This window comes from Saccharothrix stipae, from assembly GCF_054781895.1.
Window position 1 is genome coordinate 24719 of the sequence record NZ_BAAGTN010000031.1, and the last position, 23531, is coordinate 48249.

The 23531-nt window shown below is 71.9% G+C and carries 21 protein-coding genes; 13 read left to right on the forward strand and 8 right to left on the reverse strand.

The window, feature by feature from the left end; genetic code table 11:
- The first annotated feature begins 72 nt into the window (after positions 1–72).
- From ACYVLT_RS38455 to ACYVLT_RS38470, 4 genes are all read left to right on the forward strand, one after another.
- Positions 73–780: a WD40 repeat domain-containing protein gene (locus tag ACYVLT_RS38455; protein WP_461125407.1), complete on the forward strand. Its 708-nt coding sequence runs from the start codon at positions 73–75 to the stop codon at positions 778–780.
- Between the two features lie 160 nt (positions 781–940).
- Positions 941–1708: an ABC transporter permease gene (locus ACYVLT_RS38460; RefSeq protein ID WP_461125084.1), complete on the forward strand. Its 768-nt coding sequence runs from the start codon at positions 941–943 to the stop codon at positions 1706–1708.
- On the forward strand, positions 1705–2508 hold the full coding sequence (locus ACYVLT_RS38465; protein ID WP_461125085.1) for an ABC transporter permease: 804 nt from the start codon (positions 1705–1707) through the stop codon (positions 2506–2508). The genes ACYVLT_RS38460 and ACYVLT_RS38465 overlap by 4 nt, the downstream gene beginning before the upstream one ends.
- Entirely contained in the window at positions 2505–3386 is an 882-nt protein-coding gene (locus tag ACYVLT_RS38470; protein ID WP_461125086.1) for an ABC transporter ATP-binding protein, read from the forward strand. The genes ACYVLT_RS38465 and ACYVLT_RS38470 overlap by 4 nt, the downstream gene beginning before the upstream one ends.
- A gap of 545 nt (positions 3387–3931) precedes the next feature.
- Here the strand turns inward: ACYVLT_RS38470 and ACYVLT_RS38475 are convergent.
- Positions 3932–5137, reverse strand: coding sequence for a 4-hydroxybenzoate 3-monooxygenase (locus ACYVLT_RS38475; RefSeq protein ID WP_461125087.1), 1206 nt, complete (start codon positions 5135–5137; stop codon positions 3932–3934).
- A gap of 231 nt (positions 5138–5368) precedes the next feature.
- Here ACYVLT_RS38475 and ACYVLT_RS38480 point away from each other — a divergent pair, with 231 nt between their 5' ends.
- From ACYVLT_RS38480 to ACYVLT_RS38500, 5 genes are all read left to right on the forward strand, one after another.
- Positions 5369–6346 (forward strand): ABC transporter substrate-binding protein, encoded by a 978-nt coding sequence (locus ACYVLT_RS38480; RefSeq protein WP_461125088.1) that lies wholly within the window; start codon positions 5369–5371, stop codon positions 6344–6346.
- Positions 6347–6706: 360 nt separating this feature from the next.
- Positions 6707–9802 (forward strand): sensor histidine kinase, encoded by a 3096-nt coding sequence (locus tag ACYVLT_RS38485; RefSeq protein ID WP_461125089.1) that lies wholly within the window; start codon positions 6707–6709, stop codon positions 9800–9802.
- Positions 9799–10221: a roadblock/LC7 domain-containing protein gene (locus ACYVLT_RS38490; protein ID WP_461125090.1), complete on the forward strand. Its 423-nt coding sequence runs from the start codon at positions 9799–9801 to the stop codon at positions 10219–10221. The genes ACYVLT_RS38485 and ACYVLT_RS38490 overlap by 4 nt, the downstream gene beginning before the upstream one ends.
- A gap of 46 nt (positions 10222–10267) precedes the next feature.
- On the forward strand, positions 10268–10864 hold the full coding sequence (locus ACYVLT_RS38495; protein WP_461125091.1) for a GTP-binding protein: 597 nt from the start codon (positions 10268–10270) through the stop codon (positions 10862–10864).
- Between the two features lie 100 nt (positions 10865–10964).
- Positions 10965–11717 (forward strand): class I SAM-dependent methyltransferase, encoded by a 753-nt coding sequence (locus ACYVLT_RS38500; protein ID WP_461125092.1) that lies wholly within the window; start codon positions 10965–10967, stop codon positions 11715–11717.
- On the opposite strand, the gene ACYVLT_RS38505 is transcribed toward ACYVLT_RS38500, so the two are convergent.
- The 4 genes from ACYVLT_RS38505 to ACYVLT_RS38520 all read right to left on the reverse strand — a co-directional run bounded on the left by ACYVLT_RS38505 (position 11671) and on the right by ACYVLT_RS38520 (position 15803).
- Positions 11671–13239: a diguanylate cyclase domain-containing protein gene (locus ACYVLT_RS38505; protein ID WP_461125093.1), complete on the reverse strand. Its 1569-nt coding sequence runs from the start codon at positions 13237–13239 to the stop codon at positions 11671–11673. The genes ACYVLT_RS38500 and ACYVLT_RS38505 overlap by 47 nt on opposite strands.
- 84 nt (positions 13240–13323) lie before the next feature.
- On the reverse strand, positions 13324–13788 hold the full coding sequence (locus ACYVLT_RS38510; protein ID WP_461125094.1) for a hypothetical protein: 465 nt from the start codon (positions 13786–13788) through the stop codon (positions 13324–13326).
- Positions 13754–14386, reverse strand: coding sequence for an RNA polymerase sigma factor (locus ACYVLT_RS38515; RefSeq protein WP_461125095.1), 633 nt, complete (start codon positions 14384–14386; stop codon positions 13754–13756). The genes ACYVLT_RS38510 and ACYVLT_RS38515 overlap by 35 nt, the downstream gene beginning before the upstream one ends.
- A gap of 214 nt (positions 14387–14600) precedes the next feature.
- Positions 14601–15803 carry a S8 family peptidase gene (locus tag ACYVLT_RS38520; RefSeq protein ID WP_461125096.1) on the reverse strand — a complete coding sequence of 401 codons (1203 nt, stop codon included), beginning with the start codon at positions 15801–15803 and terminating at the stop codon, positions 14601–14603.
- A gap of 76 nt (positions 15804–15879) precedes the next feature.
- Here ACYVLT_RS38520 and ACYVLT_RS38525 point away from each other — a divergent pair, with 76 nt between their 5' ends.
- From ACYVLT_RS38525 to ACYVLT_RS38535, 3 genes are all read left to right on the forward strand, one after another.
- Positions 15880–18495: a CHAT domain-containing protein gene (locus tag ACYVLT_RS38525; RefSeq protein ID WP_461125097.1), complete on the forward strand. Its 2616-nt coding sequence runs from the start codon at positions 15880–15882 to the stop codon at positions 18493–18495.
- A gap of 100 nt (positions 18496–18595) precedes the next feature.
- Positions 18596–19024 (forward strand): nucleoside deaminase, encoded by a 429-nt coding sequence (locus ACYVLT_RS38530; RefSeq protein ID WP_461125408.1) that lies wholly within the window; start codon positions 18596–18598, stop codon positions 19022–19024.
- Positions 19025–19098: 74 nt separating this feature from the next.
- On the forward strand, positions 19099–19449 hold the full coding sequence (locus tag ACYVLT_RS38535; protein ID WP_461125098.1) for a hypothetical protein: 351 nt from the start codon (positions 19099–19101) through the stop codon (positions 19447–19449).
- A 32-nt stretch (positions 19450–19481) separates the two neighbouring features.
- On the opposite strand, the gene ACYVLT_RS38540 is transcribed toward ACYVLT_RS38535, so the two are convergent.
- Together ACYVLT_RS38540 and ACYVLT_RS38545 are read right to left on the reverse strand one after the other, a co-directional pair.
- A complete protein-coding gene (locus tag ACYVLT_RS38540) occupies positions 19482–19811 on the reverse strand; it encodes an STAS domain-containing protein (RefSeq protein WP_461125099.1) in 330 nt (109 codons plus the stop codon).
- A gap of 87 nt (positions 19812–19898) precedes the next feature.
- On the reverse strand, positions 19899–20987 hold the full coding sequence (locus ACYVLT_RS38545) for a carboxylate-amine ligase (RefSeq protein ID WP_461125100.1): 1089 nt from the start codon (positions 20985–20987) through the stop codon (positions 19899–19901).
- Between the two features lie 144 nt (positions 20988–21131).
- Between ACYVLT_RS38545 and ACYVLT_RS38550 the strand changes: the two genes are divergently transcribed.
- A complete protein-coding gene (locus tag ACYVLT_RS38550; RefSeq protein ID WP_461125101.1) occupies positions 21132–22094 on the forward strand; it encodes a DNA topoisomerase IB in 963 nt (320 codons plus the stop codon).
- Between the two features lie 433 nt (positions 22095–22527).
- Here the strand turns inward: ACYVLT_RS38550 and ACYVLT_RS38555 are convergent, their stop codons facing one another.
- On the reverse strand, positions 22528–23451 hold the full coding sequence (locus ACYVLT_RS38555) for a baeRF2 domain-containing protein (protein ID WP_461125102.1): 924 nt from the start codon (positions 23449–23451) through the stop codon (positions 22528–22530).
- Positions 23452–23531: the final 80 nt, after the last annotated feature.

Below are 23531 nucleotides of genomic sequence, written 5' to 3' on the forward strand. Positions count from 1 at the left end.
TCGCCCGACCTGGTGGGCGAGGCGGGACGGGGCGGCGTGGTGGCGTTCAGCCCGAAGGGCAGGTACTTCGCCGTGGCCGGGATCACCGACGGGTGGACCAGGCTGTGGGACGTGAAGGCCATGGCGCAGACCGCCGAGTTCGCCGACCAGGACAACCGTGACGTCCCGATCAGCACGCTGGCGTTCGACGGCACCGGGGACCGGCTGGTGGTCGCCGGCGTCGACGGGGTGGTCGAGGAGTGGGACACGACCGTGCCGGCGCGGCCCGAGCGCCTGCGCCGCAACAGCTTGGACAGCGGGTACCCCAGTGCGGTGGCGGTGGCGCCCGGCGGCTGGGTGGTCACGGTGCAGCCGCCGTACGGCAAGGCCGAGTTGTGGCGGCAGCCCCGACCTAAGTGGGACGACGGCACCGAGTCGCCCGCGTGGCTCACCTCCTCCGAGCCGCTGGGGTCGGCGGTGCGCGCGGTCGCGGTCGGCGACGACCTGGCCGTGGTGGCGGGCGGTGACGGGAACCTGCGCCTGTACGAGGTGCCGGGCTCGGGGCCGGTGCGGCAGTCGGCCGTGTTCGCCGCGCACCCCTCGGGCGCCACCTCGGTGGCGTTCGCGCCCGACGGGCACACGCTGGTCAGCGCGGGCGACTCGGTGCTGCGGTTCTGGGAGACCGACCTGGACCGGGTGGTGGAGCGGATCTGCGCCACCGCGCACCCCGGGATCACCGGTCAGCAGTGGGCCGGCTACTTCCCCGACGTGCCCTACGAACCGCCGTGCGCCAACCCCTGATCCCACTGAGCGGAAGGGTTGCCTCGCTTCAGCGTCCGCTGACGGCAATTTGCAAGATCACATCCCGAAGTTTTCCCGCCACTCATTGTGGCGAAGGACTTCACTCTCTAGATTGAGCCGGGTTGGCTGGGGTTGATCAACTGGGAAGAGGCGTTTGCGCGTGCGTGCGCTCACCCGAGGACTGCTCGGTGTGGCCGGGTTCCTCGTCATCTGGGAGCTGTTCGGCCGGTCCCGGCTGGTTCCCCCGGAGTACCTGCCACCGCCGTCCGTCGTAGCGGTGGAACTCGTGAAGTTGTTGGGGGACGAGGCTTTCCTGCGGGACGTCGTCGCGACGGTCCTCGCCGTGCTCATCGCCGTGGGGCTGTCGACCGGGATCGCCGTCCCGCTCGGCCTCGTCCTGGGCAGCGTGGCGTCCGTCCGGCACGCCACCCGCGCGGTGGTCGAGTTCCTGCGGCCCATCCCGTCGGTGGCGCTCATCCCGCTGGCGGTGCTGCTGCTCGGCATCGGGCCGGAAACCAAGATCACCCTCGCGGTGTACGCGGCCATCTGGCCCATCCTGTTCAACACCATCTACGCGCTCGACGAGCTCGACCCCCTGCTGGTCGAGACGGCGCGCGCGTTCGGCACGGGCCGGGTGCGCGTGCTGTCCTCGGTGGCGCTGCCCAGCGCGTTGCCGTTCGTGCTGACCGGCATCCGGCTGGCCGCCACGACGAGCCTGGTCGTGGTGGTCAGCGTGGAGCTGCTGGAAGGCGGCTCCGGCGGCATCGGGCAGTTCATCGCGGACGCCCGCAGCGGCGGAGGGCGGATGGACATCGTCCTGGCCGGCACCGCGGTCGCGGGCGTGATCGGCTACCTGCTCAACGAAGGGCTGGAACGCGCCCAGCGCCGCTGGGTCGGCTGGAGCTCGGTCACCGGAGGTCGGTCGTGAGCCGATTCGTCCAGCGGTGGGCGGTGTTCGCGGGCCTCGTCGTGGTCTGGGAACTGCTCACCTGGTACGCCGACGACACGTTCTTCCCGCGCCCGACCGAGATCGCCGTGGCGGCGCAGGGCCTGTGGTTCTCCGGCCCGGCCGGCGACCTCTTCCTCACCGAGACGGTGTTCGAGCACGTGCTCCCGAGCATCGGTCGGCTGCTCACCGGCTGGGGCGTCGCGGCCGTCGTCGGCATCTCGCTCGGCGTGGCGCTCGGCCGTTCCGCGACGGCCGCCGAGTACGCCGGGCCGCTGCTGACGTTCATGCGCTCCATCCCGCCGCCCCTGCTGGTGCCGGTGTTCCTGCTCGTGTTCAGCATCGGCACCACCATGCAGCTCGCCACGATCATCTTCGGCGTGCTGTGGCCCATCCTGCTCAACAGCGTCGACGGCGCACGCTCCGTCGACGCCACGAAGTTCGAGACCTCGGCGGTGTTCCGCATCCCCAAGCCACAGTGGATCCTCGGTGTCGTGCTGCCCTCCGCGGCGCCGAAGATCTTCGCCGGGTTGCGGGTCTCCCTGTCGCTGTCGCTGGTGCTCATGGTCGTCTCCGAACTGGTCGGAACCGACAACGGGATCGGGTCGCAACTCCTCGTCGCACAGCGGGAGTTCGACTTCCCCGACATGTGGGCCGGGATCATCCTGCTGGGTGTCCTCGGCTACGCCCTCAACACCGTGCTCCTCGCCTTCGAGCGCAAAGCCCTTGCGTGGCAACCGAAGCAGGAGCGCACCCCCGCGACGGTGGAGGAAAAAGTATGACCGCGATGCTCGAAGTGGCCGACCTCGGCCACACCTACCAGGCGAAGGACGGCGCGCACACCGCGATCGCCGACCTGTCGTTCACCGTCGGCACCGGCGAGTTGGTCTGCGTGGTCGGTCCGTCCGGCTGCGGCAAGTCCACGCTGCTGCGCACCATCTCCGGCCTGATCCGCCCGACCCGCGGTGAGATCAGCCTGCACGGCAACGAGGTCCGCGGCGTGCCCGACGACCTGGCCGTGGTGTTCCAGGACTACAGCCGCTCGCTGTTCCCCTGGCTGACGGTGCAGAAGAACGTCGAGTTCCCGCTGCGCCGCTCGCTGCGCCGCGCCGAGCGCCGTGCCCGCGCGGCCGAGGCGTTGGAGTGGGTCGGCCTGTCGGCGGCCGGCCGCAAGTACCCGTGGCAGCTGTCGGGCGGCATGCAGCAGCGCGTCGCGATCGCCCGGGCGCTGGCGTACCGGCCCGCGTTGCTGCTGATGGACGAGCCGTTCGCGTCAGTGGACGCGCAGACCCGGTTCGAGCTGGAGGACCTGCTGCTGAAGGTGCGCACCGAGCAGGACACCACGGTGCTCGTGGTGACGCACGACATCGACGAGAGCGTCTACCTGGGAGACCGCATCCTGGTGCTCTCCACCTCGCCCGCGTCGGTGGTGGCGGACCTGAAGGTCGACCTGCCCGCCGAGCGCGACCAGATCACCACCCGCGAGTCCGAGGCGTTCGTCGCGCTGCGGGCCGAGGTGGCGCGGTTGCTCAACGTCGGCAAGACCTCCGAGCAGGTCCGGGCGCGGCGGTTGGCCAACGAGCAGCAGGCGGCGAAGTGGGCCGAGGCGGAGCGGGCGGAGGCCTCGCGGGCCGAGGCCGAGGAGCGCGCCACGACCTGATCGCGGTTGTCCGGCAAGGGAATCGCTCGACGGGCGATTCGCGGCTCGTCGGCCCTCTCGGGGCCGGTGCCGCGGGTCGCCCGTCGTTGTGTTCCGGGGTGGTGGGCGCGGTTTCGACGGAGGTCGTTCGCAACGATTCGACATCATTCCCGTCGGTGGGCCGGGCGCGGCCGCGCGAAATGATCAGCGCGCCGTCGTCACGTGCTTACCGCCCGTGGGGTCCGAAAGTTTTCGGGGGCGTCCCCTCGGGCTATTGCATCGGTTATTCGTATGGGTTCCGGCGGTCCTGGCGGCGATAGCGCGGTCCGCTCCGGTCGTCCATCGGGTGGAATCGGCGACGAATGCATCGGGCCGCCGCCGGGCCGGCGCCGCGCGGTGTCGCGGCCGGCGGAATCGGAATGTATTCGACTGCTCGGCCGGCCCTCGCCTTGTTCTCCGGGTCGAGCACCCCCGAATGCCCTGGCGGAGAACAAGGCGCCGGTAATCCAGTCTCATTGCGGGCCGATTCCCCGAAGTGCGGCCCGACTAATCGTGAGGTGTTCGTCTCAGGGCCCCACGTAGTTTTGGGCGAAATAGCCCGCCGACGACCCGGAGGCGATGAGGTGTTCGAGTCGGGCTTGACCCAACCGGCTCAGGAACGGTTCCGGCGACCGGTGGATCATGAACACCATCCACTGCGAGAACTCCTGCGCACGCCAGACGCGGCGCAGGCAGATCTCGGAGTAGCTCCGCAGGCCCGTCTCATCACCCGTTCGGTGGTAGCGCGCCAGGGCGTCGGCGAGCACCTCGGCGTCGTGCAACGCGAGGTTCATTCCCTTTGCCCCCACCGGGGTGATGATGTGGGCCGCGTCGCCCAGCAGGTACAGGTTGCCGTGGTTCATTGGTTCGACCACGTGGCTGCGCATGTCCAGGATGCGCTTCTCGACGATGCGCCCCTCGGTGAGCTTCCAGTCCGAGTCCCGAAGCGCCAACCGCTTGTGCAGCTCCGCCCACACCCGCTCGTCGGGCCAGTTGTCCACGGTGTCGTCCACCGGAACCTGGAGGTAGTAGCGCGAGACCGTAGAACTGCGGAGCATATGACCCGCGAATCCATCCGGGTGAAGCGCGTAAATCACCTTGTGGGTGGATGGCGGGGCCTCGGCCAGGATGCTCAGCCACTCGATGCCGTGCTGGTGGCTGAACTCCTGCACCGCGCCCGCCGGGATGCTGCGCCGCGTCACGCCGTGGAACCCGTCCGCGCCCGCGATGAACGAGCAGTCGAGCCGCTCCCGGCTGCCGTCGGCGTTGGTCCAGGTCAGAGCCGGTTCGGTGGACTCGATGTCGTGCAGTTCGACGTCCGTGACCGACCACCGCACGGCGCCGCCGCGCACGTCCACGTAGTGCCGCACGAGGTCCTGGACGACCTCCTGCTGCGGGTAGATGTAGTGCGTCTGGCCGTCGTACAGGGTGGCGTAGTCCACCTCGTGCGCCTGTCCGTTCACCCGGAATTCGCACGCGCCATGCCTGTCCGCCTCTTGGAGCAACCGGTCCGCGAGCCCGTGCTCGGTCAACATTTGCACCGCGCGGTGCTCCAGCACCCCGGCGCGCGGCCGGGTCTCGATGTGCTCGCGAGTGCCTTTTTCCAGCACCACGCAGGGGATTCCGGCTTCGCGGAGCAGGTTCCCCAAGGTCAATCCCGCGGGGCCCGCGCCGACGATGCCCACCGGGCGCCGGTTGCTCTGTACGGCCCATTCCGCGTCAAGATCGCTCACCGCATACCCCAACCTCTGGACAGCCTGTGCAAAGATGCTCACCGAAGGTAGTGGATCAGCCTTCGAGTGTCGGTCGACTGGGGTCTTGCCGATCCACTCGTGTCACTTTGAGTGGGCTCCGCAGTGCCTCGGTCGCCCGTGCATCCTGCCCCCGCAAAGTCGCCACTCCAACAGGAGATGCCCCCCATGACTCGAAGAGTCGGCCTCTCGGCTCGAAGGATCTTCGGCGTAGTGTCCGCAGTCGCGATGCTCGCCGTGGTCGCCGGTTGCGGTGCCCTCGGTGGTTCCGAGGCCAAGCCCACCGAAGCCGCCGCACCGGGCAAGGTCGAGAAGGCCACGATCACGGTCGGCCTGCTGAACATCCTCGACGTCGCGTCCGTCCACGTCGCGAAGAAGAAGGGTTACTTTGAGGAGGAGGGTCTGGAGGTCAAGGCCGAGATCATCCAGGGTGGCGCCATGGCCATCCCGGGCCTGATCAACGGCAGCCTCGACATCTCCTTCGGCAACTGGGTCTCGTTCTTCGCGGCCGAGGCGAAGGAGGCGGCCAAGGCCGTCGACGGCCTCAAGCTGGTCAGCGACGGGTACCAGGCCAAGCCGGAGATGTTCCTGATCCTCGCCAAGGCGGACTCCCCGATCAAGTCGCCGAAGGACCTCGAGGGCAAGACCATCGCGATCAACACGTTCAAGAACATCGCCGAGCTCACCGCGAAGGCCACGTTGGAAGCCAACGACGTGGACCCGTCCAAGGTGAACTTCAAGGAGCTGCCGTTCCCGGACATGGAAGCCGCGGTCCAGAACGGCGCGGTCGACGCGGCCTTCATGGTGGAGCCGTTCATCAGCCGCGCCCAGCGCGCGAGCGGCCAGATCACCGTGCTGGACGCGGCGTCCGGCCCCACGGCCGACATCCCGATCGCGGGCTACGCCACGACCGGCAAGTTCGTGAAGGAGAACCCGAACACCGTCGCCGCGTTCCAGCGCGCGATGGCGAAGGGCCAGCGCGACGCGGCGGACCGCCCCACGGTCGAGCCGCTGCTGGTGGAGTACGCCAAGGTCGACAAGGAAACCGCCAGCCTCGTGCACTTCGGCGAGTTCCCGACCACCCTGGACGCCACCCGCTTGCAGCGCGTCGCCGGGCTGATGCGAACCTACGGCTTGCTGGAGAAGGACTTCGACGTCAAGCCGATGTTGGTCGGCACGCCGGGTAGCTGAACCGACCGGGGGGAGCTCGTCGCCGGGCTCCCCCCGCGCGGTGTTTCCCGTTCGGGTCGAGGGCATGAAAAAACCATGAACGCCGGTTAGCGATCGTTTAGCGCGTCCCGCCCAGGTGCGCGCGACAATGGTTGATTTGCAAAGTACCGGCTACCTCGTCCGAACGGCGGTATGACTCGGCGGATTTTTCCACCAAGATCCACCGGGTTTGTAGGGATGTGTCGTTTCTCCGGGCTGGGGAGTGTGCTGACGGTGCGCGGTCACGACGACCACGCCTCCGGGAGAGATCCGGAGCGGAATCAACTCGATGCGGGTGTCGCTGGGAGCGGTCCACCCGACTCGGGTCCCAGCACAGGCGCCGTGCCCGCCGACCGGGGAGTCTCCCGGTGGCGTCTGCGGAACTGGCGCCTGCGCAGCAAGCTGGCCGTGGTGCTCCTGGTGCCCGCGCTGAGCACGCTGACGCTCGCCGGGCTGAGGTTGAACACCCAGCTGGACGACGTGGAGCTGTTCGGCCAGATCCAGCGTGAGCTCCAGCTGTCCGCCCAGGTGGCGGCGGTCTCCGACGCGCTGCAACTGGAACGCGACGCCGCGGTCTGGTTCGTGGCGGGCGGCCGGCAGGAGAACGGGCCCGAGTTCCAGACGCGCGCCAGCAAGGTCGACGCCGAGGTCGGCAGGCTGCGCGACGTCGCGGCCGCCACGACCGGTGTGGACGACGCGGTGCGCGAGTCGTTCCAGAAGTCGTTGCAGTCGCTGGACGGCCTCAACGCGCTGCGGAACACGGTGACCACCACCAAGTACCCCGACATCTCGGTGCACAGCGCCTACGGCCAGGTGCTGGCCGCGCTCGCACAGGTGCACCGCGCCACGGCGAGCAGCCTGAGCAACGAGACGATCACCCCGCTGGCCGGCGCCAACCTCGCGCTCTACACCGCGAAGGAGCAGCTGTCCCAGCAGAACTCGATCCTGCTGTCCACGGCCAAGCGCGGCGAGTTCGCGCCCGGCCAGGTCAACGCGCTGCGCTCGGCGCAGTCCCGACTGGACGCCGCGCTCACCGACTTCGCCAACACCGCGAGCCAGGAGAACCGCCAGCTGCTGTCGGACACCGTGTCCGGCGCGCCGGTGGACGGTCGCAACCGGTTGGTGCAGCTGGCGCTGGTGCAGCAGGAGGACACCGGCGAGGTGTCCATCTCCGACCGCGACGTCATGGCCGTCGGCGAGGAGACCGCCGGGCTGCTGCGCCAGGTGTCGCAGGACATCGAGCGGCAGGCCAACCAGGCGGCGATCGACGAGACCGAGGCGGCCCGCGCGTCCGCGTGGCGTGACGCGGCGCTGGTCGCCGTGGCGCTGGTGATCGCGTTCGCCCTCATGGCCTTCGTCGCCCGCTCGATGCTGACGCCGCTGCGCGTGCTGCGCCGAACCGCGTTGGACGTGGCCCGCAACCGCCTGCCCGACGCGATCCGCCGGATCCGGACGCACCGCGACCCGGCCCGTGCCGCGGAGGAGGCGCTCGTGCCGGTGCCGATCAACACCACCGAGGAGGTCGGCCAGGTGGCGCGGGCGTTCGACGCCGTGCAGCGCGAAGCCGTCCGCCTCGCGGTCGAGCAGGTGGCGCTGCGCGCGAACGTCAACGACATGTTCATCAACCTGTCCCGGCGCTCGCAGGCGCTGGTCGAGCGGCAGATCACCGTCATCGACCGGCTGGAGCAGGACGAGCAGGACCCCGACCAGCTGGCCAGCCTGTTCGAGCTGGACCACCTGGCCACCCAGATGCGCCGCAACAGCGAGAACCTGCTGGTGCTGTCCGGCACCACGGTCAACCGCCGGGTCACCCGGCCGGTGCCGATCTCCGAGGTGCTCGGCGCCGCGGTGTCCGAGGTGGAGAAGTACGCGCGGATCCAGATCGCGCCCGCGCCGGAGCTCAAGGTCCAGGGCCGCGTGGTCAACGACCTCGCGCACCTCATCGCCGAGCTGCTGGACAACGCGACCGCGTTCTCCAAGCCCACCACCAAGGTGACCGTGCGGGCGATCGAGACCCGGCGCGGCGAGGTGTCCATCCGCATCCACGACCGCGGTGTCGGCATGCAGGAGCAGGACGTCGTCGAGGCCAACACCAAGCTCGCCGACCCGCCCGAGGTCGACGTGTCGGTGGCCCGCGAGATGGGCCTGTACGTGGTCGGCCAGCTCGCCAAGCGGCACAACATCCGGGTCACGTTGAGCAACAACGACGACATAGAGGGTGGCGTCACGGCCCAGGTCGTGCTCCCCATGGACCTGCTGCACCGCGGCCCCGAGCCGTTGCAGCCCCGGCCCGTGCCCGCGGCGCTGCCGCAGCGCCAGGCCGTGCCGCAGCTGGAGGACAGCGGTGTCGGCGTGCTGGCCGGCGTGCCCAAGTGGACGCCGGAGATCGCGCCCGGCGGCTACGCGCCGCTGGACCTGCCGGCCACGACCGGGCCGCAGGTCGTGCACACGCACGAGGCGGAGCCCGGCGGGTACTTCGAGGTCGAGCAGACCTCGGCGTCGGACCTGTTCACCGCCACCGTGGCCGAGACCGTGCCGCCGCCCGGCGACGAGGTGCCGGACTACTCCTACCCGCCGTCGGCCGCGAGGCCCGCGCCGGTCGTGGTCGAGGAGGAGGACGACGCCTCCACCCAGCGGCTGCCGATATACGAGGACGTGCTGTCGCGCTGGTTCCAGGGCGGCGAGGCCGAGGGTGCCGTGCGCGGCGAGCTGGGCGAGCACCAGCCGTCCGCCGTGCCGCCGGAGACGGCGTCGGAGAAGACGATGTTCGCCGACCGGGCCGAGCTGATGGGCACCGACGGCGGCGACGGCGCCACCCGCCACCAGGGCACCGCGTCGGAGCAGACCGCCTACACCGACCGGTCCGACCTGATCACGCCACCGCCCGCGCCGAGCCGGACGACCCCGCCCGCGCCGCGCGGCGCCACCCCGGCCGGTCTGCCCAAGCGCGAGCCCGCGCCGTCGGCGATCCCGTCGTCCGGCGCGTCGACGCCCGGCTGGGGCGCGGCCGCGGACGACAGCTGGACCGTGGCGTCCAGCGCGCTCAAGGCCCCGGTGGACGACACCACCACCGCGGGTCTGCCCAAGCGCGTCCCCAAGGCGCGCCTGATGCCGGGCTCGCTGTCCGCGCCCGCGCCACGCGGTTCGGCGCCGACGACCCCGCCGTCCGGGGGCAACGGCTCCCCGTCGGCCGGTCTGGCGACGGCCGCGCCGCCGCGTCGGTCCGCCGACCGGTTGCGGCAGCGCTTCGCCACCTACCAGCGCGGCGTGCAACTCGGGCGCCAGGCGGGTGACGACGCCGGAATGCCGTGGGAAGGTTTGTCGTTCGGGAACGAGGACAACACCTCCGCCGAAGGCGGTGGTCGGACCGCTGCCGCCGGAGGCGGTAATCGGACCTCCGCCGCCAGGGGCGGCAATCAGACCAAGGAGCAGAAGTGACCACCGCAACCGAGGAACTCGACAACTTCAGTTGGCTGGTCGATGACTTCGTCGCCCGGGTCGCGGGCGTCGCGCACGCGATCGTGGTCTCCGCGGACGGCCTGTTGCTCGCGTCCTCGGAGCGGTTGCCGATCGACCGAGCCGAGCAGCTCGCGGCCGTCTCGTCGGGCTTGGTGAGCCTCAACCTCGGCGCGGCGCGCTGCTTCGAGGCGGGCGAGGTCAAGCAGACGGTGGTGGAGATGGAACGGGGCTACCTGTTCCTGATGTCCATCAGCGACGGTTCGTGCCTGGCCGTGCTGGCCGCGCCCAACTGCGACATCGGTCTCATCGGCTACGCGATGACCAGGCTGGTCGAGCGGGTCGGCGTCCAGCTCACCCCGGAGATCCGGTCGCAGCTGCACGTCGCCATGCGCGGCTAGGTCCCACCACCCGGCGAGGTCCTACTACTAGGGAAAGCAGAGCAACATGAGCGGTGGCGCTCCCGGACGGGCGGGGTCACCCGCGGCGAGCCTGACCGTCACGTCGACGAAGATCGTGGTGGCCGGCGGGTTCGGTGTCGGCAAGACGACCTTCGTCGGGTCGGTGTCGGAAATCGTGCCGCTGACCACCGAGGCCGTCATGACCGAGGCCAGCGTCGGCGTGGACGACCTGTCGGCCACGCCCAACAAGATGACCACCACGGTGGCCATGGACTTCGGCAGGGTGTCGCTGGACAGCGACCTGATCCTCTACCTGTTCGGCACACCCGGCCAGCACCGCTTCTGGTTCATGTGGGACGACCTGGTGCGCGGCGCGATCGGCGCGGTCGTGCTGGTCGACACCCGCCGGCTGTCGGACGCGTTCGCCTCGATCGACTTCTTCGAGGACCGCGAGCTGCCGTACGTGGTGGGCGTGAACTGCTTCGACGGCCTGCTGCACCACCGCATCGAGGACATCCGGGAGGCGCTGACGATCGACCAGTCGGTGCCGATCGTGCCCTGCGACGCGCGCAACCGGCAGTCGACCAAGCAGACGCTGATCACGCTGGTGCAGCACGCGATGCGCCAGCCGACGTTCGCCTAGCCGGCGTTCGGCTTGCCGAAGTCGAAATCCTGATCGGCGCAGGGGGCCGCGACCGGAAATTCGGTCGCGGCCCCCCGCCGTGCGGGCCACACTCGGGCGGATGACCGAGCAACCGGCGACCCCCGACGTGGCGGCCTACTACGACCTGGTCAACGAGTGGGGTCCGAGCGACGACTTCTACCTCGACCTGGTGATGTCCGCGGACGCCGTCCTGGACGTGGGCTGCGGCACCGGCATGTTGCTCCACGTGGCGCGCACGCGCGGGCACGCGGGCCGGCTGGTCGGCCTCGACCCCGACCCGGCGATGCTGGCCGTGGCCCGCCGGTCGACCGGCGTGGACCGGGTCGAGGGGCACCTCGGCGTCACCGCGTTCGACGGCGAGTTCGACCTGGTCGTGATGACCGGGCACGTGTTCCAGATCTTCCTCACCGACGACGAAGTGCGGGAGCAGTTCACCGCGATCGGCAAGGCGCTCGGGCCGGGCGGCCGGTTCGCGTTCGAGACCCGCAACCCCGGCGCGCGGGCGTGGGAGCGGTGGTCGCCCGAGCACGGCGTGGACATCGTCGGCGAGAACGGCGAGCACGTGCGCGTCGAGCACCACGTGGCGAGCGTCGAGAACGGCCTGGTGCGGTTCAACGAGACGCACAGCAGCCCCGACTGGCCCGAGCCGGTGGTCGACTGGGCGACGCTGCGGTTCACCGAGGCCGACCACCTCGACGCGCTGCTGCGGGAGACCGGGTTCGAGGTGGCCGAGCGCTACGGCTTCTGGGACCGGACCCCGCTCACCGCCACCAGCCGCGAGATCATCACGATCGCTCGACCAGGTCGGCGCCCGGCAGCGGGCAGTCGCTGACGATCAGCGCGCCGGTCGCCCGCACGAGCGGCAGCACGGCGGCCAACGCGTTGCGCGCCAACGCCTCCCCGGGCGGCACGGCCGGTTCCACGCCGTACAGCCCGTGACGCTCCACAGTGGACAGCTCCGGCAGGGCGAACGTGACGTCGTGCAGCAGGCGGCGGACGCCCATGTCACCCAACGCGATCAGGTTGTCGTCGACCGCCTCCCCGTCCTCGGCCAGGCCCGGTGCGGACGAGCACCGCGCGGACAGGCTCAGCCACAGCATGTCCGGCGGCAGGCCGGAGGAGCGCAGCGCCTCGGCGACCAGCGCGGTCAGGTCCGGGTCGCGCGACTGGTCCGGTGAGAGCCGCACCAGCACCGGCAGCCCCTCCGCCGCCGCGAAGGCGCACGCCTCGTCCAGCACCCACTCGGCCAGCCGGCCGCCGAGCCCCAGCTCGTCGGCGAACCGCAGGCACTCCCGGTGCGACACCGGTCCGTACCCCGCCTCGTGCCACCGCAGCCGGACCGCCACCGCGACCGGCTCGCCGCGGCGGTCCACCGGCACGTAGTCCAGTGCGATCCCGCCGTTGCGCAACGCGCTCGGCATGGTGGCGAGCAGCGACAACCTGGTGCGGTCGCGGGCGTCCCGCCCGGCGTCGTAGATGCCCCACTGGCCCTTGCCGCCGCTCTCCGCGCGGCGCAGCGTGCTGTGCGCCTGGCGCAGCAGCCCCATCGCGTCCGACCCGCGCGCCGACGTGCGCACGAAACCCATGCCCGCCGACACGCCGACGCCGTGCCCGGCCAGCCGCACCGGCTCGGCCAGCGCGGCCTCGATCGCCTCGGCCAGCGCGGAGATGCCCGGCGTGGTCGGGGAGTCCTCGATCAGCACCACGAACTCGTCGCCGCCGATGCGCGCCACCGTGGCGCGCTCGCCGGCCACCACCTCGGTCAGCCGCCGTGCCACCACCTTGAGCAGCTCGTCGCCCGCCTCGTAGCCGAGGCCGTCGTTGACGATGGCGACGCCGTCCACGTCCAGGTAGATCAACGTGATCGAGCCGGGTCGGCTCAGCACCTGCTCCAGCTTCGGCAGGAAGCTCTGCCGGTTCGGCAGGCCGGTCAGCACGTCGTGCAGGGCCTGGTGGCGCAGGTAGTCGTGCAGCACCCGTTGCTCGGTGGTGTCCTCGACCACGGCGACGTGCCAGCGGGGCCGCCGGTCGGCGTCGCGGACCACGGACAGCGCCACGTCCGTCCACACGGGATCGCCCGAAGGGTCGGTGAACTCCCGCCGCACCCGCACCTCGTCCGGGCAGGACGGCGTCGAGGTGAACGGTGCGTCGGCGACCAGGGCCGTGAGGTCCGCGGGCGACAGCATCGCCTCCAGCGCCGGGTTGGCGCCGACCAGCGCGCCACGCGCGTCGAAGATCGCGATGCCCGCCGTGGACCCGACGAAGACCTGCCGGAACAGCTCCGGCAGCGCCCACGCCTCGATCGCCGCAGGAGCGCTTTCCTCGGCGTGGGTGACGCGGACGGGCTCGGTCATGTGTGGTGTGCGGCGGTGGGGGGAGAGCAGTCGCCTGCATCTTCCGGACCAGTGGCCACCGCCGTCAAGGTCTACCCGATCGGGTTACACGAGCACCCAGTCGGTCAGCACGGTCGTGCCGCCCACCTCGCAGCGGAACCGGACCGGACCCGACGGCGGCGGGCCGAGCAGGAACATGCCCAGCTCGTCCAGCTCCGCCTCCTCCACCGGCCCGGCCGCGGTCACCAGCGCGACCCGACCCGGCCCTGCGGGCAGCACCTGGCCCGCGACACCGGCCTCGGTGACCTCGACCTGCACGGACACGCCCTCGGCGTCGAACACGAGCTGCCGCGCCGTGTGCGCCGCCCGCGCCCGCACCGCCAGCTCCGCGTCCAGCACGGAGTCGTAGCTGGTCAGGGCCAGCAACTCGGCGTCGATCGTGCGCCACGTGTACGCCGCACGCGCCGCCTGGAGGATGTGCTCGGGCACGTCGCGCTCCTCGGCGAGCGCCGCGCTCAGCTCCCGCAGGAGCACCTCATCGCTTTCCCACCCCGGATCGCCTCTCAACACCGACCACACCTCCTTCGCCCACCGGCCGCGGATCGACCAGCCTTAGCACCGCGGGAGTCTTGCGCAACTTGTCCAGGCACCTGATCCGGGTGGGCCCGATGCTGCCCACCGGGATGGCCAACTGCTCGCTGACCGCCGCGTAGCTCGGCGGCGGGTCGGCCATGAGCTTGGCCAGCAACGTCCGGCACTGCTCGGACAACATCCGGAAGCCCTCGCGCAACGCCTGCCGCCGCTGCGCGGCCTCCATCTCCTCGTCCAGGTCCGCCACCGCGTCGTCCGGGCTCACCGGCTCGTCCTCGGACTGCGGGTCGAACGGTTGGGTGCGCTGCTGCATCCGCAGCATCCGCAGGCACTCGTTGCGGGTGGTCGTGGCGATCCAACCGGGCAGCGCGTCCGCGTCGCGGAGCCTGCGCAGCTGCTCCACCAGCCGCAGCCAGACCGTCTGGTTGACGTCCGCGACGTCCGCCGGCCGCAACCGGTGCCGGTGCACCACCGCCAGCACCAGCGGCGTGTAGCGCTCCACGATCTCGTGCCACGCGCGCTGATCGCCCTCCGCCGCCGCGCTCACGAGCTCGGCGTTCGGGGATGCAGGGGTCACGTCCCCTCCTCTTGTCCAGGGGATGCTGCGCCTCCGCCCCGGTCTGCGCCGACGCGGACCCCAGCCGGGTCACGGACTTCGGATTCTTCGCTGCCACACACTACGGAGCGCCGACACACCCCTCAGATACAGAGTCTGATTGCCGCTGCTCCGCAGGCGGCGGGCTCGGTCGCCTGGAAGTCGATCGACGCGACCTCGCGGGTGGTGTCGGTGGTTACTCGATCAGGACGCCGTAGCCGGGGAAGAAGTGCGGTTGGCCGACCAGCAGGTGGTCGCGGGCTTGGGTGGCGGTCAGGTGGCGTTCGGTCATGGTGGCGGCGATCCGGCCGGCCACGTGGGGCGCGGCGAACGAGGTGCCCAGCCAGTAGGCGAACCGGTCGTAGACGTCCACCTCCAGGCCGGCCAGCTGCCACCGGCCCTTGAGGAAGGTGCTGGTCCGGTTGCCGACCGCGCACGCGTCGACCCAGTGCCCGTGGTTGGAGTAGCACGCGGGGGACCGGCTGCCGTCGCGCTCCTCGGCGACCGCGGCCACCGCGACCACGCGGGGCAGGGCGGCGGGCCAGCTGGGCCGGTTCGTGCCCTGGTTGCCCGCGGACGCGACGACCACCACCTCGCGGGGCAGCGCGTCGACCGCCCGGCGGACCGGCTCGGACGCCACGTCGTCCTGGGTGAAGCAGCCCATCGAGATGTTGACGATCTGCACCTTCTCGTCGAACGACGACAGCGCCCGGACGAAGTCCTCCTCGGTGCCGAGCCCGGTCGGTTCCAGCGCCTTCTCCGGGTCGACCCGGACGCCGGGAGCGGCCTGCCGGATCACGCCGGCGACGAACGTCCCGTGCCCGCCCTCCAGGGCGAACACGTCCTCGTGCGTGTAGGCCACGTCCACCTCGTTGGCCTTGGGCGTGAACGCGCCGCCCAACCACAGCGGGTGGTCGGTCGCGGCGGCGGCGGAGATGCCCGTGTCCACGACGCCCACGACGACGTCCTTGCCGAGGTCGGTGGTGCTCGGGTCCGGGTCCGCCAGCGGTGAGCCCACGCGTGGCGGCTGGCCCGGGTTGCCGTGCATGTTGCCGCCGTGGCCGACCAGCACGTGGTGCGGCTGCACGTACGGGGTGCGCTCGCCCGGCCACTGCTCCGGGTCGCGCAGCAGGCGCACGATCCCCGGGATGTCGTCGGAATTGCGGGACAGGACCAGCCGGTTCATTCCGGCGAAATCCCGGCCGCGGTCGTTGCCGATGTTGTTCTGCACGAGTTTGCGGCTGACCCGGTCGAGGTCCTCGGGAATGGTCAGCAGCTCACCGGCGACGAAGAGGAATTCCCGGCCCCGTTCGGCGTACAGGCGGTAGCTCTTGTGCCGGCGGATGGCCTGTTGGAAGGCCTCTTGGTAGAGCTCGGAGCGATTCGATGGTTCGGACACCGAGGCCTCACAGCAGCGTCGACGGGTGCTGGGCGTTTGCAAGCTACCACAGTGGTCCTGGGCATAAGGTGGGCTCGTGGCAGGGGTTTCCGCCGCCGCAGCGCTGGAAGCCCGGCAACGGGATCCGCGCGCGGCGATCGAGATGGGTCGGTCCGCGCTGCGGGCGGCGCGGGCGTCGGGGGACGACGAAGAGGCGTCCACCGCCGAACGCGCGATCGGTCTCGCGTGGCGGGAGCTGCACGACTTCGACGCGGCGCTGCGCCACTTGCGGCGGTCCGTGCGGATCGCCGAACGGGCGGGTTCGACGCGATCGGCGGCGTTGGCCCGGATGAGCCTCGCGTTCGTGCTCTCGAACACCGGGCGGCACGCGCAGGCGTTGCGCGCGATCAACGCGGCGCTGCCGCACCTGCGCGGCGTCGACGCGGGCAGCGGGCGGATGCAGCGGGGGCTGGTGCTGCACTACCTGTGCCGGTACGACGAGGCGTTGCGCGAGTACAACGGCGCGATCGAGGTGGTCCGCCGGTTCGGCGAGCGGCTGGTGGAGGCCCGGGCGCTGAACAACCGGGGGCTGCTGCGCGCCTACACCGGCGGCCTGCGCGCGGCGGACGAGGACTTCGACCGCGCGGCCCTGCTCTACCGGGACCTGGACCAGGGGCTGGCCGTGGCCGACGTGCGCTGGAACGCGGGGATCTCCGCGTCACGCGCGGGCGACGTGCCGCGGGCGTTGACGATGTTCGCCGAGGCGGAGCGCGAGTACCGGCGGCTGGAGGTGCCGCGGCCCGCGCTGCTGATCAACCGGCTGGAGCTGCTGGTGTCCGTGCCGCTGCTGGAGGAGGCGCGGGCGGCGGCCGACCGGGCGCTGGAGGAGCTGGGCGGCGACCTGGTGCTGGCCCGCTCGGAGGCGTTGTTCTACCGGGCCCGGATCGCCCTGCTGGAGGGCGACCTGGAGCGGGCCGTGGAGATGGCGGTCGCCGCGCGCAGGGGTTTCCGCCGGGAGAAGCGCGAGGTGTGGGCCGAGGGCGCGCGGCACGTGGAGCTGCGCGCCGCGTACCTGAGCGGGCAGCGGACCAGGGCGCTGGTGACGGCGTTGACCAGGGTGGCGTCCCGGCTGGAGGCGCTCGGCCAGCGGATGGCGGGCCTGGAGGCGCGGGTCGACGCGGCCCTGGTCGCCCGCGACCTCGGCGACCGCTCGCGCGCGGTGGCGGAGCTGACCACGGCGGGCGCGGCCCGGCTGGGCGGCCCGGCGGCGCACCGCGTGCGGGGCTGGTACGCCGAGGCGTTGCGACGCGACCTGCTCGGCAACGCCCGCGGCGCGCAGATCGCGTTGCGGCGGGGGTTGGCGCTGCTGGACGAGTACCGGGTGTCGCTGGGCGCCACCGAGCTGCGGGCGTTGAGCGGCGCGCAAGGCGCGGCGCTGGCGTCGGAAGGCCTGCGCACGGCGGTCGCGGGCGGCCGGGCGGGACGGGTGCTGAGCTGGGCGGAGGCGTGGCGGGCCGGGGCGCTGCGGATGACGCCGGCCCGGCCGCCGGAGGACTCCGGGCTGGCCGACGCGCTGGCGGAGCTGCGCGCGGTGACGGCCGACCTGGAGGCCGCGTCCACCGCGGGCCGACCGGTGGCGGCGTTGCGGCAGCGGCAGGTGCGCGGCGAGCAGCGCGTGCGCGAGCTGACCCGTCAGACCGGTGGTGGCGGGGCGGTGTTCAAGCCGCCGGAGGTGGGGGAGCTGGCGCGGGCGCTGGGCGCGTCGGCGCTGGTGGAGTACATCGACCACGAGGGCGCGTTGCTGGCCGTGGTGGTGGCGGGAGGTCGGGCGTCGCTGCACCGGCTCGGCCCGCTCGACGGCGCGCTGCGCGAGCTGCGGCTGCTGCGGTTCGCCCTGCACCGGCTGGTGACGCTGCCCGAGCACGTCGACCGGACGGCGGTGCGCGCCGGCGCGGAGCACGCGGCGCGGTTGCTGCAGAACAGGCTGCTGGAGCCGTTGCGGCGGCGGATCGACGGCCGGGCGCTGGTGCTCGCGCCCACCGGGCGGCTCGGCGGCCTGCCGTGGTCGGCGCTGCCCGCGTGCCGCGGCCGTGCGGTGACCGTGGTGCCGTCGGCGACGGTGTGGCTGCGTGCGGCGACGTCCACCCTGGTCTCACACGATCGGGCGGTCTTGGCGGCGGGTCCGCGGTTGCCGGCCGCTCCGACGGAGATCGCGGCGATCTCGTCGCTGGGCTCGGTGTCGGCCGCGGTGCTGGTCGGCGCCGCGGCGACGGTGGACGCGGTGGCGTCCGCGATGGACGGCGCGCCACTGGCCCACGTGGCCGCGCACGGCTCGTTCCGCGCGGACAACCCGCTGTTCTCCGCCCTGGAACTGGCCGACGGGCCGCTGACCGTCTACGACCTGGAGCGGTTGCGCACACCACCCGCGCTGGTCGTGCTGTCGGCGTGCGACTCGGGCCTGTCGGCGGTGCGGCCGGGCGACGAGGTGATGGGGTTCACCGCGGCGCTGCTCGGGCTGGGCACCCGGACGCTGGTCGCGCCGGTCGTGCCGGTGCCCGCCGAGGTGACCACACCGCTGATGGTCGACCTGCACCGCCGGCTCGGCGCGGGGCAGTCGCCCGCGGTGGCGCTGGCGGGCGCGCAGGAGGCGCACCGCGACCACGGCGACGCCGCGTTCGCCGCGAGCACCGGGTTCCTGTGCTTCGGGGCGTGAGCGGACCCGGACCGCTCCTTCCCGATCAACCGGGGGTTCGTGCGGACGCCGCCGCACCAGTAGGTTGACCGGCGTGGACGAGAGCGCGGACCCGCGGGACATGTTGGCGGTGGCGGTCGCCGAAGCCCGGGCCGGGCTCGCCGAGGGCGGCATCCCGATCGGCGCGGCGCTGTTCACCGCCGACGGCACGCTCCTCGGCCGCGGCCACAACCGGCGGGTGCAGGACGACGACCCCTCCACCCACGCCGAGACCGCCGCGTTCCGCAACGCGGGCCGCCGGGCGAGCTACCGCGGCACCGTCATGGTCACCACGTTGTCACCCTGCTGGTATTGCAGCGGACTCGTTCGCCAGTTCGGGATACCCCACGTGGTGGTCGGTGAGGCGAGAACGTTCCAGGGCGGTCACGAATGGCTCGCCGAACACGGTGTCGAAATCACCCTGCTGGACGATCCCACCTGCGTTCGGATGATGACCGACTTCATCGCCGCCAAGCCGGAACTGTGGTTCGAGGACATCGGCGAGGATTGACCTCGGAGAGGATTAACGCGCCGCACCGCAAGCGGACACAATTCCGACACGGGCCGACGCCACCATCAGCGGGCATGGAACCGTGGCACGTCGACGAACCCCTGGATTCCCTGGTGCTGGACGAGGGCGCGGTGGCGGTGGAGGTACCCGCCAGCTGGGGCGCCGAGGTCAGCACCCAGCTCATCTCCGCCGGACCGCTCGGCCCGATCCTCGCCATCCCCGGCCGCCGGCTGCGCTGGCTGTTCCTGGCCAGACCCGACCCCGAGACCGAGCCGCGCCACGTGCCGCCACCCGACGTCCGCTACTGGCACGGCCCGCGCCGCATCCCGGCGACCGCGTCGCGGTGGGTGGTGCCCCCGGCGGGCGCACTGCCCCCGTTGGGGGCGGTGCGCTGCGCCATCAGGACGGTCCGGCGGTCCCTGTAGTCCGATAGGACGAGGTCCCGGCGGGACGGGTATCAGAAGCGGCTCAACGCCTCTTCCACGGAACCGACGACGGTGAACACCGAGCTCAGCCCCGTCGCCTCGATCGGCCGCTGGGTCGCCCGGCTGGTCGCGACCAGCACCAGCGGGATGCCGAGGCCACCCGCCCGCTGACTGCCGACGACCAGCGACTCCAACCCGGCCGAGCCGAGGAAGCGCACCCCGCCGAGGTCCACCACCACACCCCGCACGTTCTCGACCAGGTGCTCCTTGAGCGGCCTGGTCAACTCGTCCGCGCTGCTCGTGTCCAACTCGCCCGACACGTGCAGCACCACCACGCCGTCCGAGGGTCTTTCGACCCGCACGGAAGCGAGCGTCGCCGCGGGTTCTGGCACGCCGGTACTCCTTTCACTCATCGACGCCGGCGCGGCGTCGAAACCTCACGGTAGACCTCACTCGGCACCTTCGACCGTTTCGGCCAAGACGAGATCGACCAGCTCGCGGGCGTCGGGTGACGCCCCGAACGCCCGGCGCTGGCGCGCCGCGCCGCTGCCGTGCGTGCCGAGCCAGGCCAAGTGATCCTCCACAGTGGACAGCGCGGAGGCGTCGGCGAGGGCGTCCGCGCACCAGGACACCAGTTCGGCGGCGCGATCGCGGGCCGGCACGAGGTTGCCCGTGCGCGGGTCGACGGCCAAGCCGTCCACGCCGTCGCGCGCGGCCCGCCAATAAGCGGCGCGCAGCAGCACGTCGTCCACCCGTTCGGCGTCGGCCGACTCGGCGGCCGTGCGGGCGAACGCCCGGATGACCTCGGCGATGACGACCGCCTCGCGCGCCGTCATCGGGATGTCCGACACCCGCACCTCGACGGTCGGGTGCTGCTCGGACGGCCGCACGTCCCAGTAGACCATCCCGCGGTCGAGCAGCACCTCCGTCGACTCCAGGGCGCGCACCGTCCGGGCGTACTCGTCGGCCGACGCGAAGTGCGGCGGCGGGCCGCTGATCGGCCACCGCGACCACACGATCGAGCGCCAACTGGCGTAGCCGGTGTCCTCGGCCTGCTCGATCGGGGAGTTCGCGCTCAACGCCAGCAGCGTCGGCAGCCACGGCCGCAGGGCGTTCGAGACGCGGATCGCGACTTCGTTGTCCGGCACGCCCACGTGGACGTGCATGCCGCACACACCCTGACCGCCGACGATCGCGCGGTGGGTGCGTTCCATCATCCGGTAGCGGCGGTCGTCGGTGCCCGGCGGCGGCCCCAGCGTGCCGACCGGTGGGATCGCCGAGGCCAGCAGCCGGCAGCCCGCCGCGTGCGCGGCCTTGGCCAGGTGGAGGCGGCCGGCGAGCACCTGCTCGGCCAGCTCCTCGGCGGTCGAGCACACCGGGGTGGCGACCTCGATCTGGAACGGCGTGAGCTCCCGTTGCACGTCATGGCCGGCTCCGGCGTGCTGCGCGACCGCGTCGGCGAGCGGCACGGGTCGGCGCGATTCGGGGTCGACGAGGAGGAACTCCTGTTCGACTCCCACGGTCCACGGCTCGGTCATGCCGGTCCCATACCCACTGGCCGGGAGGTTTAACCACGGTGTTGCGCTCGTGCGCCGGACGGTGTTCGCGGTGGCGTCGAGGCGGTGTTCCCGGCGGTGTTCCAGGTGGTGTTTCAGGCAGGCCCGGCAGGGAACCTGCCCGCTGTGAGACTGCGCCGCAGCGATCCGTCCACCCCCGGCTGGTGCCGCCGCGCCCGCGGCCGCGGGTTCAGCTACCACGACGCCGACGGCGCACCGCTCGACCCCGGGTCGGTGGCGCGGATCAAGTCCCTCGTCATCCCGCCCGCGTGGCGCGACGTGTGGGTGTGCCCGCACCCGAACGGCCACATCCAGGCGGTCGGCACGGACGCGGCCGGGCGCCGCCAGTACCTGTACCACGAGCGGTGGCGGCAGGACCGGGACGAGGAGAAGCACGAACGGGTGCTGGCGCTCGCGCCCCTGCTGCCGGGGTTCCGGGCCGAGGTGGCGCGGGAGCTCGGCGGGCGGGGGCGGTCGCGGGAGCGGGTGCTCGCGGTGGCGTTGTCGGTGTTGGAGCGGGGCGTGTTCCGGGTCGGGGGCGAGACGTACGCGGCGGACAACGGCACGCACGGCGTGGCCACGCTGCTGTGCTCGCACGTGACCGTGCGTCGGTCCACTGTGGACTTCCGCTACCCGGCCAAGGGTGGGATCGAGTTCGTCACCGCGGTGTCCGACGAGTCGCTGGCGCGGGCGGTGCGGGGGTTGCTGCGGGGGCGGGCCGGCGACGAGCGGCTGCTGGTCGACGCGCGGGGGTGCGTGGTCGGGTCGGATGACGTGAACGAGCGGTTCAAGGAGTTGGTGGGGTCGGAGTTCTCGGTGAAGGACCTGCGGACGTGGCACGCGACGGTGCTGGCGGCGGCGGCGTTCGCGCGGGAGGGGCGGCCGGAGTCGCAGCGCGGGCGCAAGCGGGTGGAGGCGGCGGTGATGCGCGAGGTCTCCGAGCACCTGGGCAACACGCCGGCGGTGGCCCGCAAGTCCTACGTCGACCCGCGGGTCGTCGAGCTGTTCCACCGGGGGACGGTGATCAAGCCGAAGTCGGCCGATCGTGAGACGGTGGAGCGCGCCGTGCTGCGGATGCTGCGGAAGTGAGCCCTTTTCATTTCCACATTTCCCCAGCCCAGCGGGTCGTGAGGTCACACAATCGGGTGATCATCGGCCGAAAATGTACGGAAACACTGTTCCCGATCCTCGGTTAAAACGAAGAGGAGCCCCCGACAATCACCAGCCTCACACCCACCGGCCACAACCACCCACCGCCACCCGCTCCGACCACCCCGCCACTTGCCACAACCACCCCGCCGCCACAACCACCCCGCCGCTCCCACCCGGATCACCGCAGCACGCGGGGAACCCGGATCACGCGGGAGATCACGCGGGAACCGCCTCACCCGACCTCCGCCGGACCCGGCAATCCGCCGAACCCGGCCGACCCGGGTCACGCCCACCCGGATCGCCGCGCGGGGTCGCCCGCACTCGAAGCATGCCTACCCGGAGCGACCGCACCTGGATCGCCCGTGCCGGATCACGCGTGAAGCAACGCCCCGACGTCCTCGTGCAGCCGGACCGCCCCGCCGACGAGCGCGATCTCGGCCCCGCACTCGACCGCGCGCAACGGCAGGACCTCGTCGGCCCGCCGGCCGTCGAACTCGCGCGATCCGACCAGCGTGTCGGTGAGCAGCAGGGTGTCGACCCGGCCGTCCGCCAGCGCCTGCCCGACCGCCTCCAGCCCGTGCACCGCCTGCCCGGTCAGCCGCGCGGACTCGTCGCGGAACCGTTCGACCACCGCCCGGCGGGCGTCCTGATTCGCTCGCCCGGCCAGGTGCAACACCGCCCGGTCGGGTGAGCCCTCCACCTCGACCACCAGGTGGTGGTAGCGGGTCGGCAAGGCGACGCGCAGTGATCGCCGTCCGGCCAACGGGCCGGCCAGCACCAGCAGCGGTGCGTCCAGGCGGTCGACCAGCGCGGTCGTCTCCTCGGCGACGTCGGCCAGCTCGGCCGCGTCCAGGCGCCGTCCCGGGCGCCGCGCGCCCACGGTCGCCACGGCCACCGGTCGCCCGGTCGAGTCCACGCCGCGCAGGTCCGCGCCGTGTTCACCGACCTGCACGACCACGTGCGGCAGGAGGGGTTCCGACAGGTCGACCAGCGGCAGGATGTAGGGCAGCGGCCCGAAGCGGGCGGTGTAGCCGGAAGGTGGGACTGGCACGTACTGGTCCACCAGAACCCGTCCGCCGCCCACCACCAGGCCGCGCCCGGCGAGGCCGCGGGGTGTCACCCCGGACATGATCGCGTTGTGCGCCAATGCCACGAGGTACGGGTCGGCGGCCATGGCCTGGAGCTGGTCGCGCATCGCCCGCCACCGCAGGTCCACGTGATCGCCGACGTCGAGGAACACGGAGATGAACGGTCCTTCGACATCGGCCAGATTCGCCAAGCTCGCCGTGTGCATTGATCGGTCCTCCCCATTCGGGTCATACGGGTGGTACCCGAAAGGGGGGTGGTGCAACCGCCTTCGACGCTTCGGTCGCA

Bases quoted from the DNA above. Each gene is read 5' to 3' on its own strand.
- ACYVLT_RS38470 (WP_461125086.1), top strand. From the start codon at position 2,505: ATGACCGCGATGCTCGAAGTGGCCGACCTCGGCCACACCTACCAGGCG.
- ACYVLT_RS38495 (WP_461125091.1), top strand. From the start codon at position 10,268: ATGAGCGGTGGCGCTCCCGGACGGGCGGGGTCACCCGCGGCGAGCCTG.
- ACYVLT_RS38500 (WP_461125092.1), top strand. From the start codon at position 10,965: ATGACCGAGCAACCGGCGACCCCCGACGTGGCGGCCTACTACGACCTG.
- ACYVLT_RS38505 (WP_461125093.1), bottom strand. From the start codon at position 13,239: ATGACCGAGCCCGTCCGCGTCACCCACGCCGAGGAAAGCGCTCCTGCG.
- ACYVLT_RS38530 (WP_461125408.1), top strand. From the start codon at position 18,596: ATGTTGGCGGTGGCGGTCGCCGAAGCCCGGGCCGGGCTCGCCGAGGGC.
- ACYVLT_RS38535 (WP_461125098.1), top strand. From the start codon at position 19,099: ATGGAACCGTGGCACGTCGACGAACCCCTGGATTCCCTGGTGCTGGAC.
- ACYVLT_RS38545 (WP_461125100.1), bottom strand. From the start codon at position 20,987: ATGACCGAGCCGTGGACCGTGGGAGTCGAACAGGAGTTCCTCCTCGTC.
- ACYVLT_RS38555 (WP_461125102.1), bottom strand. From the start codon at position 23,451: ATGCACACGGCGAGCTTGGCGAATCTGGCCGATGTCGAAGGACCGTTC.